Raw genomic sequence first — 13,815 nt, forward strand, 5'->3', positions numbered from 1 at the left:
TCAGTTCGAGGGTGCGGCGTCGGCAGGCGCTGCGCCCTCGACCGTCTCACCGGCGAAGGTGTACTCACCGCCGCGCAGGCGCTCCAGCAGATCGAGCAGCCACTGCTTCTCGGCCGTGAGGCGCGCTGTGGAGAGGTCGAAGATCTCCCGCACGTACTTCGGCGTCGTCTCAGAGCGCAGGGTGTCCTGCACGTCGAAGCCGTTCTGCGTGATGATCGCGTCGCTCTTGATGAGACGATGCTCGAGGCCGGCGATCACCTCCTGCCGGCTCAGGACGAACATGAACGAGGCCACCGTCATGATGGCCTGGGTGTCGAAGGCCGCCACGTTCCAGAGGTTCTCGCGCAGCATCCTCTGTAGTTCCACCTCGCCGGCTGGCGTGATGCGGTAGGTCGTGCGAGCGGGGCGCTTCCCCTCGGCCTCGGTGCCGCTCTCGGCGATGTAGCCGTCGACCTCCAGGGCGCGCAGCGCGTTGTAGATCGATCCGGGCTGGATGTGCGCCCATTCGTCGACGTGCCAGGTCATGAGCTCTCGGCGGAGGAAGTACCCGTGCACGGGCTGGAACTGCTTCACGGCGCCGAGGACGACGAGGCGGGTGGTCGACATGCCCCTCATGCTAACGGCTGGCATCACAGATTCCTGTTGTTTGCATGATCAAAATTGCCTATTATCAAAATTAGTCAAAGTTGACTAACGAAAGGAAGCCGAAATGACGACTGCCGTGACCGACGCCCTGCCGCGCGACCTCGCCCTCCGCCGGGCCTTCTCGGTGTACCCGACCGGCGTCGTGGCTCTTGCCGCGCACGTCGATGACCGCGCCGTCGGGATGGCGGTCAACTCCTTCACCTCGATCTCGCTCGAACCCGCGCTCGTCGCGATCAGCGCGGCGCGCACGTCGAAGACCTGGCCGGTGCTGCGCACGGTTCCGGAACTCGGCATGAGCGTGCTCGCCGCGCACCATGAGCCGCTCAGCCGCTCGCTCTCAGCGCGAGAGGGCGACCGTTTCGGTGGTCACGAGTGGAAGCGCACCGACGGTGGTGCGGTGCTGATCTCCGACGCGGCACTCTGGCTCACCTGCCGCCTGCACAGCACCTTCGACGGCGGCGATCACGAGATCGCGCTGTACGAGATCGCCGACATCACCCTGTTCGACGACGTCGAGCCGCTGGTCTTCCATCAGAGCCGCTATCGCGCCATCGCCGCCCCCGAGAGCGCGTGAGCACTGCGCCGCTCGGGACGATCGCCGGAGTGGTCGTCCCGGGCGACGGTCGCGGCCGAGGCCTCGGTTTCCCCACGGCGAACCTGGCGCTCGACGGCGCGGAGGCGCCCGGCGACGGCATCTACGCGGCCTGGACGCGGATCGACGATGATCCGCAGCCGTGGGCGGCGAGTGTCAGCGTCGGGACGAACCCGACGTTCGCCGGCGACCGCGAGCGACGGGTCGAGGTGCACCTGCATGATGCCGATCTCGATCTGTACGGCCGCCGCCTGTTCGTGACCCTCGTCGCGCGACTCCGCCCGACGCTGCAGTTCGACGGCGTCGATGCGTTGATCGCGCAGACCGCGGACGACGTCGCCCGTTGCCGCGCCTTCCTCGCCTTCTCGCCGGGCTCACCCTGACCTCGCGCCGCCTCCGACGACCGGAACGGCTCATCCGGGCGCTGCCGACTGACCCGCCTCAGTCGCGGGCGGTCTGCAGGATCGTCCAGAGCTCGGCGCGGGCGGGGAAGGTCGACAGGTCGATGTCGAGCAGCGCGCCGGCGTGGGCGATGCGCGAGCGCAGCGTGTGTCGGTGCACCCCGAGCGCGACCGCGGCGGACTCCGCCTTCGCATCGTGCTCCAGCCAGGTGCGCAATGACCTCTCGAGATCGGCTCCCGTGCGGGCATCGTGCTCGCGCACCGGAGCGAGGCGGGACTCGGCGACCAGCCGGGCCTCGTCGGTCGCGAGTGCGGTGAGGATGCTCGAGCCCACCGTGTCGGCGTAGCGGGCGACTCCGTGCGTGCCCTGCTGGCGAAGCGCCGTGAGCGCCTGCGCGTGGGCGCGGGCGAAGGAGTCGTAGGCCTCGGAATCGGAGACGCCGATGCGGATGCCGAAGCGTGCGGCGACCTCGTCGAGCAGACCCTCATCGCCGGCCGACACGCACATCGTGACGCCGTCTTCGGACTCGGCGAGGAAGATCGAGGTGCCGTGCTCGGCGCGGTGGCGCTCCCACCAGTCCGCGAGCGGGCCCGCCGGTGCGTCGGCGGCGACGGCCACCAGCACGGGAGCCGGAGGGAGACTGCCCAGAACCCTCCTGGCGAGGGCGGGATCGTCGGCGAGGAGCGATCCGAGCAGCTGGGCGTGCAGGCGTCGGCGGCTGCGGGCGAGCTGCTCGCTCTGCTCCAGCGCGAGCCCGGCCATGGCGATCACCGAGGTCACGACCGACCGTGCTTCGGAGTCGAGGCTGTCGGTCGCCAGGGCGATCACACCGCGCAGATGCCCGCCGCGACCGACCGTGAACAGCATGAACGAGTGCTCCTCGATGCTGAGCGACTGCCCCGCCTCGAGTCCGCGGGTCAGGATCTCCACCACGCGGTCTCCGACCTCGTCGAGCACACGGGCATCGATGCCCTCACGTGGGTGCGAGAAGGTCGGGGCGCCTGCGGCGTCGAACATCCCGGCCCACACGCCCAGCCGGCGTCCGAGCTCGGCGATGGTCGCATCGAGGCCGTGCGGACGAAGGGCCGCGAGGGCGAGGGCGCGCTGGGTGTCCAGAGCCCAGGATCGTCGGGCGTAGGCCTGGGCCGCGATGGCTTCGGAGTGCGCGCGTGCGACAGCGATGAATGGCGTGCGGTAGGGGACCGCGAACAGCGGCATGCCGTGGGTGGCGCACGCGTCGACCAGCTCTTCGGGGATGCCGGAGCGATGCACCTCGGTGCCGAATCCGAGGCCGATCACCCCGCGGTCGGCGAGCCGTCCGACATAGGTGTCGATGCTCACGGCGTCGTCGAACTGGGTTCCGGTGGTCAGCAGCGCCAGATCCTCGGAGAGGAACGGGGTCGGATCGGCGAGGTCCGAGCTGTGCACCCAGCGTAGGGGCCGGTCGAGCGCGCCTTCGGGGACGTCGGCTTCACGGGGGATCAGGGAGAGGCCGAGATCGCGGCGCTGCAGCAGCGCGCGCAGCGTCGGTTGGGCGATGACGGGCACGGCACCCTCGTCTCTTGTACACCTCGGCGAATACCTATTCCAGATTGTACAGAGCGGTGAGTGCAGCCGCCTCTCTCGCAGCCGTACGCTCGCGAGCATGGCACTCCTCGACACCGCAGCTGTTGCAGTTCCCCTCGGCGGACCCGAGCTCCCTCAGGAGCGTCGTCTGGTCACCGAACTCCCCGGGCCCCGCTCGGCCGAGATCCTGGCACGCAAGGCGGATGCCGTCGCCGCCGGTGTCGGCCACACCGTGCCCGTCGCGACCGTCGCCGCCGGTGGCGGAGTCGTCGTCGACGCGGACGGGAACTCGCTCATCGACCTCGGATCGGGCATCGCCGTGACTACGGTGGGCAACGCGCACCCGAAGGTCGCCGCCGCCGTCGCCGCACAGGCCGCGCAGTTCACGCACACCTGCTTCATGATCTCGCCGTACGAGTCGTACATCGAGGTGGCCGAGGCGCTCAACCGGGTCACCCCCGGTGACTTCGCCAAGAAGAGCGCACTGTTCAACTCGGGCGCCGAAGCGGTCGAGAACGCGATCAAGATCGCGCGCAAGCACACCGGTCGCCAGGCGGTCGTCGCCTTCGACCACGGCTACCACGGCCGCACGAACCTGACCATGGCGCTGACCGCCAAGTCGATGCCCTACAAGAGCGGCTTCGGTCCTTTCGCTCCCGAGGTGTACCGCGCCCCGATGTCGTACCCGTTCCGCGACGGCCTCGACGGACGCGAGGCAGCCGCCCGTGTCATCCTGCAGCTCGAGAAGCAGATCGGCGCCGAGAACCTGGCCGCGGTCATCATCGAGCCCATCCAGGGCGAGGGCGGCTTCATCGTCCCGGCCGACGGCTTCCTGCCCGCGATCGTCGACTGGTGCCGCGCGAACGGCGTCGTCTTCATCGCCGACGAGGTGCAGACTGGCTTCGCCCGCACCGGACACATGTTCGCGAGCGAGATCTTCGGCATCGAGCCCGACCTGATCACCACCGCCAAGGGCATCGCCGGCGGTCTCCCGCTGGCCGCGGTGACCGGCCGCTCCGAGATCATGGACGCCTCGCACTCCGGGGGCCTCGGCGGCACGTACGGCGGCAACCCGATCGCCTGCGCGGCAGCTCTCGCCGCGATCGACGTGTTCGAGAACGACGGTGTGATCGAGCGGGCCCGCGAGATCGGTACGATCCTCACCGACCGTCTCACCGCGATGCAGAAGAACGATCCCCGCGTCGGGGATGTCCGCGGGCACGGTGCGATGATCGCGGCCGAGTTCGTCGACCCCGAGACCAAGGCGCCGAATGCCGCTCTCACCGCTGCCGTCGCGAAGGCGTGCATCGCACAGGGCGTCATCGTCCTCACCTGCGGAACGTACGGCAACGTCATCCGCTTCCTTCCTCCGCTCTCGATCGGCGACGACCTGCTGAACGAGGGACTCGACATCGTGGCCGCCGCCCTGGCCGCCGCCGAATAGCATGCAGGCCGCGCTCCCGCGCGGCCTGACCCCCTGTCCGGTCGCGACCCCAATCGGGGGATTTCGGGTCGCGACCGGCACTACTTCACCCAACGAAGGAGTTGCAGATGTCTGAGATCACCCGCGACGTACTCATCATCGGTGCCGGAGCCGCAGGGCTCACGGCGGCGAACGACCTGCGCAAGGCCGGCCTGTCGGTCGCCGTGCTGGAGGCCCGCGACCGCGTCGGCGGGCGCCTGTGGACCGACGTCATCGACGGCGCCATGCTCGAGATCGGCGGCCAGTGGGTCTCGCCCGATCAGGATGCTCTCAAGGAGACGATCGAAGAGCTCGGGCTCGAGACCTACAGCCGCTACCGCGAGGGCGACAGCGTCTACGTCGGCCCCGACGGGAAGACGCACCGCTTCACCGGCGAGATGTTCCCCGTCTCCGCCGAGACCGAGGCCGTGATCGCACGGATCACCGGGATCCTCGACGCGCTGGTCGCCGAGATCGACCCCGACCGGCCGTGGGAGCACCCGAACGCCGCGGAGTGGGACTCCATCACCTGGGACGCCTGGCTGCGCTCGCAGACCGACGACGACGAGGCCGTGCGGAACCTGGCCTTCGCCACGGGCTCCGCGATGCTCACCAAGCCCACGCACTCGTTCTCGCTGCTGCAGTCGCTGCTGATGGCCGCATCCGCCGGCTCCTACTCGAACCTCGTCGACGCCGACTTCATCCTCGACAAGCGCGTGGTCGGGGGTCTGCAGCAGGTTCCGCTGCGCCTGGCCGAGCGCCTGGGCCAGGACGTGCTGCTGAACCAGCCCGTGCGCAGCCTCGAGTGGTCGGACGCCGGCGTCGTGGCCACCACCGACGAGCTCACCGTGCGCGCTCGCCACGCGATCCTCGCGCACGCTCCCGTGCTGTACAGCCGTATCTCGTTCGACCCGCCGCTGCCGCGTCGCCAGCATCAGCTGCACCAGCACCTCTCGATGGGCTTCGTCATCAAGGTGCACGCCGTCTACGACCGTCCGTTCTGGCGCGAGCAGGGCCTCAGCGGCACCGCGTTCAGCCCCTACGAGCTCTCGCACGAGGCCTACGACAACACCAACCACGGCGACGAGCGCGGCACCCTGGTGGGCTTCGTGTCCGACGCCAACGCCGACGGCGTGTTTGAGCTGTCGGCCGAGGAGCGCAAGGAGCGCATCCTCGAGTCGCTGTCGCACTACTACGGCCCCGAGGCCAAGAACCCCGTCGTCTACTACGAGAGCGACTGGGGCAGCGAAGAGTGGACGCGCGGCGCCTACGCCGCGAGCTTCGACATGGGTGGCCTGCACCGCTACGGCGCCGATCTTCGCACGGCCGTCGGTCCGATCCACTTCGCCTGCAGCGACATGGCCGGTGCCGGATACCAGCACGTCGACGGCGCGATCCGCATGGGACACCTCGTCGCCTCCAACATCGTCGACGCCAGTCGCGACGCCGGCGCTGTCGAGAGCGGCAGCTGATGACCGGCTCGGTCGTCGTGGGCTACACGGCGACGGATGCGGGAGCGGATGCCGCAGCGCTGGGCGCGCGTATCGCCCGAAGCCTCGGGGCCACCGTGCACCTGGTGATCGTGCTGCCGAACGAGGGCACGCGCAACGCCGCGGTCCCGCCGGAGCGCGCCTACGAGGAGCACATCAGGTCGCAGGCGAAGAAGTGGCTCGCCGACGCCGTCGTCCGGCTGCCGCAGGAGCTGACCCGCAGCGGTCACGTCCGCTTCTCCGAATCGTTCGCCGAGGGGCTCATCGCCGCCGGTGAGGAGTTCGGAGCCCGCGTGATCGTGATCGGCGCCGCGGGCGGCGGCATCTTCGGGCGGCACCGACTCGGAAGCGTCGCGTCGGAGCTGCTGCACTCGTCCACCATCCCGGTGGCGCTGGCTCCGGCCGGCACCGCCCTGCAGGACGATCACGTCCTCCCGCGCGTCACGGTCGCCGTCGGCTCCCGGCCGGGTGCCGACGCGCTGCTCGACGAGGCGGTCGCCCTCGCCGGTGACAGCGGAGTCGATCTCCGACTCGTCTCGCTCGTGCCGTTCGATGTGCCGCCCGGGCTCGACACCGGCGCGATCCGCACGGTCGGTGACACCCACGGGCAGGAAGTCCTCGCGATGGCGACCGAGAAGCTTCCGGACGGACGCACCGCCGCCGTCGAGAAGGCTCCGGGGGACAGCGTCGAAGACGCGGTCGCGAACCTCTCGTGGCTTCCCGGTGAGGTCGTCCTGGTCGGCTCCAGCCGGCTGGCACAGCCTCGTCGCCTGTTCCTGGGCTCCACGGCGGCGAAGATGCTGCACGAGCTGCCCGTCCCCATGATCGTCGTCCCGCGCACCCGCAACGAAGCAGGAGAACGCTGATGAGCAGCACCAACCGGGCGACGGAGCCCGAATCCGGTGTCACGACCGGGATCTCCACCAAGGGCCTGAGCGCCGGAACGGTCGGCCTCATCGGCGCGGTCGTGATCGGCATCTCGTGCATCGCGCCCGCCTACACGTTCACCGCCGCTGTGGGGCCTGTGGCCTCCACGGTCGGGTCGCAGATTCCCGCGATCATCCTGGTGGGCTTCATCCCCATGCTCCTGGTCGCCTTCGGGTACCGAGAGCTCAACAACCGGATGCCCGACTCCGGCACCTCGTTCACCTGGGCCGCACGCGCCTTCGGTCCGTGGGTCGGCTGGATGGCCGGCTGGGGCCTGGTGGTCGCCACGATCCTGGTCCTGTCCAACCTCGCCGGCATCGCGGTCGACTTCCTGTTCCTGCTGATCTCCCAGATCACCGGCAACCCGGACATCGCCGGCCTCGCGAGCGTCACCTGGATCAACATCGGGGTGTGCCTGCTGTTCATGCTCGGCGCGACGTGGATCTCCTATCGCGACATGCAGACGACCCAGAAGCTGCAGTACTGGCTCGTCAGCTTCCAGATCCTCGTGCTGCTCTTCTTCGCAGGCGCGGCGATCGTGCAGGCCGTGAGCGGTAACGGCTTCGACTACCAGCCGTTCGATCTGAACTGGTTCAACCCGTTCGCGATCTCGTCCTTCAGCGCGGTCGCTGCAGGACTGTCGCTGTCGATCTTCATCTTCTGGGGCTGGGACGTCACCCTCACCATGAACGAGGAGACCAAGGATCCGGAGAAGACCCCGGGTCGCGCGGCCACCGTCACGGTGCTAATGATCGTCTCGCTCTACCTGCTGCTCGCCGTCGCGATGATCATGTTCGCCGGCGTCGGCACCGGCGCTCTGGGACTCGGCAACGAGGACATCCAGGAGAACGTGTTCTTCCACCTCTCCGGCCCGATCCTCGGCCCGCTCGCGTTCCTCGTGTCGCTCGCGGTGCTCACCAGCTCGGCATCGTCGCTGCAGTCCACCTTCGTGGGACCGGCGCGCACCCTGCTGGCGATGGGGCACTACGGCGCACTGCCCAAGTCGTTCGCGAAGGTCAGCCCCCGCTTCTTCACCCCGGGGTACGCGACCATCGTCTCGGCCGTGGTGGCCTCGGCGTTCTACGCCGTGATGCGCATCGTGAGCGAGGACACGCTGTGGGACACCATCCTCACGCTCGGCATGATGATCTGCTTCTACTACGGGATCACCGCCTTCGCGTGCGTCTGGTACTTCCGCAAGCAGTGGTTCGACTCGGCGCGGAACGTCTTCTTCACGTTCCTGTTCCCGCTCATCGGCGGCTCGATCCTCGCGGTGCTGTTCTTCACCACGCTGATCGACTCGATGGACCCGGCCTACGGCTCGGGCTCGCAGATCGGCGGGGTCGGCATCGTCTTCATCCTCGGCATGCTGATCATCGTCGTCGGCATCGTCGTCATGATCTGGAACGCGGTCCGACGGCCCGCATTCTTCCGCGGACAGACACTGGGCATCGACGCACCGCCCAGCCGACGCAAGCGCTCCTAGCCCTCCCCACAGAAAGAGAATCATGAGCACTCAGACCGAACAGGCGCTCCTGGACAGCATCCCCACCGGCCTCTTCATCGGCGGTCAGTGGATCGACGGCGAGACCGGCGGCACCTTCGACGTCCAGGATCCCGCGACCGGTGCCGTCATCCGCACCATCGCCGATGCGACGCCCGCCGACGGCATCCGTGCGCTCGACGCCGCGGTCGCCGCTCAGGACGGCTGGGCGGCCACAGCTCCGCGCGTGCGCAGCGAGATCCTCCGTCGTGCGTTCGACCTCGTGCAGGAGCACAAGGAAGACCTGGCACTGCTCATGACGCTCGAGATGGGCAAGCCGCTCGCCGAGGCGCGTGGCGAGGTCGGCTACGGCGGCGAGTTCCTGCGCTGGTTCAGCGAGGAGGCCGTGCGCATCAGCGGTCGCTACGGGATCAACCCCGAAGGCACCGGCCACATGGTCGTCTCGCAGCGCCCGGTGGGACCGTCGTTCTTCGTGACGCCGTGGAACTTCCCGTTCGCTATGGCGACGCGCAAGATCGCCCCCGCCCTCGCGGCCGGATGCACCGTCGTGATCAAGCCCCCGGCACTCACGCCGTTGACCACGATGTACTTCACGAAGCTGCTCGAAGAGGCCGGCCTCCCCGCCGGCGTCGTCAACGTCGTGCAGACCTCGAAGTCGAGCGCGCTGTCGGCGCCGATCATCGCCGACCCGCGTCTGCGCAAGCTCTCCTTCACGGGCTCGACCGAGGTCGGCCGCAAGCTCATCGCCCAGGCGGCGCAGGGCGTGCTGCGCGTGTCGATGGAGCTCGGCGGCAACGCCCCGTTCGTGGTGTTCGACGACGCCGACCTCGACAAGGCCGTGGAGGGCGCGCTCGCCGCGAAGTTCCGCAACATCGGCCAGGCCTGCACGGCGGCCAACCGCTTCATCGTGCACAAGGACGTCGCGGGCGAGTTCGCCAAGCGCGTGACCGAGCGCGTCAACGGCATGAAGATCGGCCGTGGCACCGAGGACGGCGTGGCGATCGGACCGCTCATCGATGCGGACGCCGTCGCCAAGGCCGGCGAGCTGGTCGACGATGCGGTCGGTCGCGGTGCGACGCTGCTCGCCGGTGGCAAGGCCCTCGAGGGCACGGGCACGTTCTACGAGCCCACCGTGCTCACCGACGTCGTCGCCGGAAGCGCGATCCTCCGCGAGGAGATCTTCGGACCGGTGCTCGCGATCGCGACCTTCGAGACCGAGGAAGAGGCCGTGCGGCTCGCGAACGACACCGAGTACGGACTGGTGTCCTACGTCTTCACCGAGAACCTGCAGCGCGGTCAGCGGATGATCGACGGGCTCGAGACGGGCATGATGGGTCTGAACGTGGGCGTGGTCTCCAATGCGGCGGCACCCTTCGGTGGCGTCAAGCAGTCCGGCGTCGGCCGCGAGGGCGGCTTCGAGGGCATCCACGAGTACCTGTCCACCAAGTACACGCTGATCCCGGTCTCCTGAATTCCGATGCGGGGCCCGCGTCGTCGGGCCCCGCACCACCAAAGAGAGGACAAGTCATGACCGACTACGCCGTCATCAACCCCGCCACCGGAGAGAGGCTGGCGTCCTTCGACACCTTCACGGACGCCCAGATCGACGAGGCGCTCGCCGCGGCCGACGAGGCCCACCGCAAGTGGTCGCGCTCGTCGACGGTCGCCGAACGCGCGGCTCTCGTCCGTCGTGCCGCAGAACTGCACCGCGAGCGCCGTGAAGAGCTCGCCGACATCTTCGTGCGCGAGATGGGCAAGCCCCGCGAGGCCGCCCTCGGCGAGGTCGACTTCGCGGCCGACATCGCCGAGTACTACGCCGACCAGGCGGAGTCGATCATGGCCGACCAGCCGATCGCGATCCTGGGGGAGGGCTCGGCCATCATCCGCCGTTCCTCGCTCGGCCCGCTCGTGGGCATCATGCCCTGGAACTTCCCCGCGTATCAGATCGTGCGCTTCGCGGCTCCCAACCTGATCGTGGGCAACACGATCCTGCTCAAGCCCGCACCGCAGTGCCCGGAGTCGTCGAGCGCGATCGAGAAGATCTATCAGGACGCCGGCTTCCCGAAGGGCGCGTACCAGAACGTGCTCGCCACGAACGAGCAGATCGCGACGATGATCGCCGACCCGCGCGTGCAGGGCGTCTCGCTGACCGGTTCGGAGCGCGCCGGCGCGGCGGTCGCCGAGATCGCCGGCCGCAACCTCAAGAAGGTCGCGCTGGAGCTGGGCGGCTCCGACCCGTTCATCGTGCTCTCCACCGACGACCTCGACGCGACCGTGCAGGCCGGCGTCGACGCCCGTCTCGACAACAATGGGCAGGCGTGCAACGGGGCCAAGCGCTTCATCGTCGTCGACGAGCTCTACGACGCCTTCGTCGAGAAGTTCACGGCCGCGATGGCGGCGGTCACGGCGACCGACCCCATGCTCGATGACACGGTCCTCGGGCCGGTCGCGTCCGAGACGGCCGCGGTCAACCTGCAGAAGCAGATCGATCAGGCTGTCGAGCAGGGCGCCACGCTGCTCACCGGTGGCACCCGCGACGGCGCGTTCTTCGCTCCGACCGTGCTGGCCGATGTAACGCCCGAGATGAACGTGTACAGCGAGGAGCTCTTCGGTCCCGCGGCTGTCGTCTACCGCGTGGCGGATGAGGATGCGGCGGTCGAACTCGCGAACGACACCACCTTCGGTCTCGGCTCCTACATCTTCACCACGGATGCCGAGCAGGCCGCGCGCGTCGCCGACAAGATCGAGGCGGGCATGGTCTACGTCAACCTCGTGCTGGCCGACAGCCCGGAGCTGCCGTTCGGTGGTGTGAAGCGCAGTGGAACCGCCCGTGAGCTGGGTCACCTGGCCGCCGACGAGTTCGTGAACAAGAAGCTCATCCGCATCGGCTGAGCGTACGACGAAAGGCCTCTCGCACAGCGCGAGGGGCCTTTCGCGTGCCCGCCTCGTATCGCGTGACGGATGCCCTGTCGGTGAGGACACCGAGTGGGAGACAATGGCGACATGAGCGCGCACACCGACCCCATCGAGATGCTGACCTCCGACCGTAGCTGGGAGCTGCTCGGCACGCAGGAACTGGGAAGACTCGTCACCCATGTGGGCGAGACGATCGACATCTTCCCCGTGAACTACGTGGTCGACGGCGAAGGCATCCTGTTCCGCACAGCGCCTGGCAGCAAGCTGTTCGAGCTGACCGTCAACACCGATGTGCTGTTCGAGGTCGACGACCACACCGACACCGATGCCTGGAGCGTGATCATCCGCGGGTATGCCACGGCGCTGGAGTCGGATGCCGACGTGCAGCGGGCGGAGACCGCGGGGCTTCGTCCGTGGATCCCCACCGTCAAGCGGGTGTACGTGCGCATCGCCCCGACGTCGGTCTCTGGACGGGCGTTCCGTCGCAGTGCCGAGCCGGAGCTCGACGGTCCCCAGGAGTACTGACCGACCCTCCGCGGCGGGTCCGGACGAGCCTCGCCCCCGGACCCGGGCGTAGGGTCGAAGCATGGCAAACGTCGCTGAGAACATCGTCAAGACTCTGCACGCCAACGGGATCGACCGGGTCTACGGCATCCCGGGCGACTCGCTGAACGGCTTCACGGACGCGCTGCGCAAGGACGGCACGATCCGATGGGTGCACGTGCGGCATGAGGAGTCCGCGGCCTTCGCCGCCGCAGCCGATGCCGCCACGACAGGGGAGCTCGCCGTCGTCGCCGGATCCTGCGGGCCCGGCAACCTGCACCTGATCAACGGCCTGTACGACGCCAACCGCTCGCGCGTTCCCGTGCTCGCGATCGCCGCGCACATCCCCACCACCGAGATCGGCACCGGGTACTTCCAGGAGACGCATCCGCAGGAGCTCTTCCGCGAGTGCAGCGTCTACGTCGAGTACGTCGCCGACCCGAAGCAGATGCCGCGGCTGATGGAGATCGCGATGCGCGCCGCGATCGAGGAGCGCGGCGTCGCCGTGCTGGTGATCCCCGGCGATGTCGCCCTGGCCGACATCGCCGACGACCGGGCCGTCGTGATCGAGCGCGCTCGCCCGGTGGTCGTGCCGAGCGCGCCCGAGCTCGAGAAGGCGGCGACGCTGCTGAACGCGGCGAAGAACGTCACGATCCTCGCCGGGGCGGGCGTCGAAGGCGCGCATGACGAGGTGATCGCGCTCGCCGACAAGCTGGGCGCGCCGATCGTGCACGCGCTGCGCGGCAAGGAGTTCATCGAGTACGACAACCCCTTCGACGTCGGGATGACGGGGCTCCTCGGTTTCGCCTCGGGCTTCCGGGCGATGGAAGCGGCCGATGCGCTCCTGGTGCTGGGCAGCGACTTCCCGTACGAGCAGTTCTACCCGGACAACGCCACGACCATCCAGGTCGACATCCGCGGCGCTCAGCTCGGCAAGCGGCATCCGCTCGATCTGGGGCTGGTCGGTGACGTGCGCGCCACGTCCGAGGCGCTGCTGCCGCGGGTGGCGCGGAAGGAAGACCGCACGCACCTCGACGACGCCACGGCGCACTACCGCAAGACCCGCAAAAAGCTCGACGAGCTGGCGGTGCCGACCAAGGGCGATCGCCCCATCCACCCGCAGTACCTCGCGCGTCTGCTGGACGAGCACGCGGCCGATGACGCGATCTTCACCGCCGACGTGGGCTCGCCCACCGTGTGGGCCGCCCGCTACCTGTCGATGACCGAGAACCGTCGCCTGATCGGCTCCTTCACCCACGGCTCCATGGCCAACGCGCTCATGCACGGCATCGGGGCGCAGGCCGCGCATCCTGACCGTCAGGTGGTCGCACTGGCCGGAGACGGAGGTCTCTCGATGATGCTCGGTGAACTGCTCACCCTGACGCAGAACCGGCTGCCCGTGAAGACGATCGTGGTCAACAACTCGTCGCTGAACTTCGTCGAACTCGAGATGAAGGCGGCCGGATTCGTCACCTACGGGACGGGGCTGGAGAACCCCAGCTTCGCCGCGATCGCCGAGGCGATGGGGATCTTCGCGCGCCGCGTCGAGCGCAGCGAGGACCTCCCCGACGCCGTGCGCGAGGTGCTCGCCCACGACGGCCCCGCGCTGCTGGATGTGGTGACCGAGCGCCAGGAGCTCTCCATGCCGCCCGCGATCGAGGCCGCCCAGGTCAAGGGCTTCGCGCTCTACGCGATCCGCACGGTCATGTCCGGGCGCGGCGACGAGCTCCTCGACCTCGCGAAGGCGAACTGGCGTCAGCTGTTCTGA

Annotated in this window: 12 protein-coding genes; 10 read left to right on the forward strand and 2 right to left on the reverse strand. The window is 68.8% G+C overall.

Annotated features, from left to right (window positions below):
- Positions 1–606, reverse strand: a complete 606-nt coding sequence (locus tag F6W70_RS03185; protein WP_055865521.1) for a PadR family transcriptional regulator — start codon at positions 604–606, stop codon at positions 1–3.
- A gap of 103 nt (positions 607–709) precedes the next feature.
- Between F6W70_RS03185 and F6W70_RS03190 the strand changes: the two genes are divergently transcribed.
- Both F6W70_RS03190 and F6W70_RS03195 read left to right on the forward strand, forming a co-directional pair.
- Entirely contained in the window at positions 710–1,219 is a 510-nt protein-coding gene (locus F6W70_RS03190; RefSeq protein ID WP_055874099.1) for a flavin reductase family protein, read from the forward strand.
- Complete coding sequence (locus F6W70_RS03195; protein WP_151485889.1) at positions 1,216–1,620, forward strand: riboflavin kinase; 405 nt, start codon at positions 1,216–1,218, stop codon at positions 1,618–1,620. Before F6W70_RS03190 ends, F6W70_RS03195 begins: the two co-directional genes overlap by 4 nt.
- A 58-nt stretch (positions 1,621–1,678) precedes the next feature.
- Here the strand turns inward: F6W70_RS03195 and F6W70_RS03200 are convergent, their stop codons facing one another.
- The gene (locus F6W70_RS03200; RefSeq protein WP_151485890.1) at positions 1,679–3,187 is read right to left on the reverse strand and encodes a PucR family transcriptional regulator; all 1,509 of its coding nucleotides are present in this window, start codon (positions 3,185–3,187) and stop codon (positions 1,679–1,681) included.
- 97 nt (positions 3,188–3,284) lie between these two features.
- On the opposite strand from F6W70_RS03200, the gene gabT reads away from it, so the two are divergent.
- The 8 genes from gabT to poxB all read left to right on the forward strand — a co-directional run bounded on the left by gabT (position 3,285) and on the right by poxB (position 13,815).
- Positions 3,285–4,649: a 4-aminobutyrate--2-oxoglutarate transaminase gene (gene gabT / locus F6W70_RS03205; RefSeq protein ID WP_151485891.1), complete on the forward strand. Its 1,365-nt coding sequence runs from the start codon at positions 3,285–3,287 to the stop codon at positions 4,647–4,649.
- Positions 4,650–4,756: 107 nt separating this feature from the next.
- Complete coding sequence (locus F6W70_RS03210) at positions 4,757–6,139, forward strand: flavin monoamine oxidase family protein (RefSeq protein ID WP_017829156.1); 1,383 nt, start codon at positions 4,757–4,759, stop codon at positions 6,137–6,139.
- Complete coding sequence (locus tag F6W70_RS03215; RefSeq protein ID WP_017829155.1) at positions 6,139–7,023, forward strand: universal stress protein; 885 nt, start codon at positions 6,139–6,141, stop codon at positions 7,021–7,023. The genes F6W70_RS03210 and F6W70_RS03215 overlap by 1 nt, the downstream gene beginning before the upstream one ends.
- On the forward strand, positions 7,023–8,570 hold the full coding sequence (locus tag F6W70_RS03220; protein WP_017829154.1) for an APC family permease: 1,548 nt from the start codon (positions 7,023–7,025) through the stop codon (positions 8,568–8,570). The genes F6W70_RS03215 and F6W70_RS03220 overlap by 1 nt, the downstream gene beginning before the upstream one ends.
- A 22-nt stretch (positions 8,571–8,592) precedes the next feature.
- Entirely contained in the window at positions 8,593–10,059 is a 1,467-nt protein-coding gene (locus tag F6W70_RS03225) for an NAD-dependent succinate-semialdehyde dehydrogenase (RefSeq protein ID WP_017829153.1), read from the forward strand.
- A 56-nt stretch (positions 10,060–10,115) separates the two neighbouring features.
- Positions 10,116–11,480: an NAD-dependent succinate-semialdehyde dehydrogenase gene (locus F6W70_RS03230; RefSeq protein ID WP_151485892.1), complete on the forward strand. Its 1,365-nt coding sequence runs from the start codon at positions 10,116–10,118 to the stop codon at positions 11,478–11,480.
- A gap of 111 nt (positions 11,481–11,591) precedes the next feature.
- Positions 11,592–12,029 (forward strand): pyridoxamine 5'-phosphate oxidase family protein, encoded by a 438-nt coding sequence (locus F6W70_RS03235; RefSeq protein ID WP_055866816.1) that lies wholly within the window; start codon positions 11,592–11,594, stop codon positions 12,027–12,029.
- A 61-nt stretch (positions 12,030–12,090) separates the two neighbouring features.
- On the forward strand, positions 12,091–13,815 hold the full coding sequence (gene poxB, locus F6W70_RS03240; protein ID WP_017829150.1) for a ubiquinone-dependent pyruvate dehydrogenase: 1,725 nt from the start codon (positions 12,091–12,093) through the stop codon (positions 13,813–13,815).

It is taken from the genome of Microbacterium maritypicum (assembly GCF_008868125.1).
In the GTDB taxonomy this organism is placed as follows: Bacteria; Actinomycetota; Actinomycetes; order Actinomycetales; family Microbacteriaceae; genus Microbacterium; species Microbacterium maritypicum.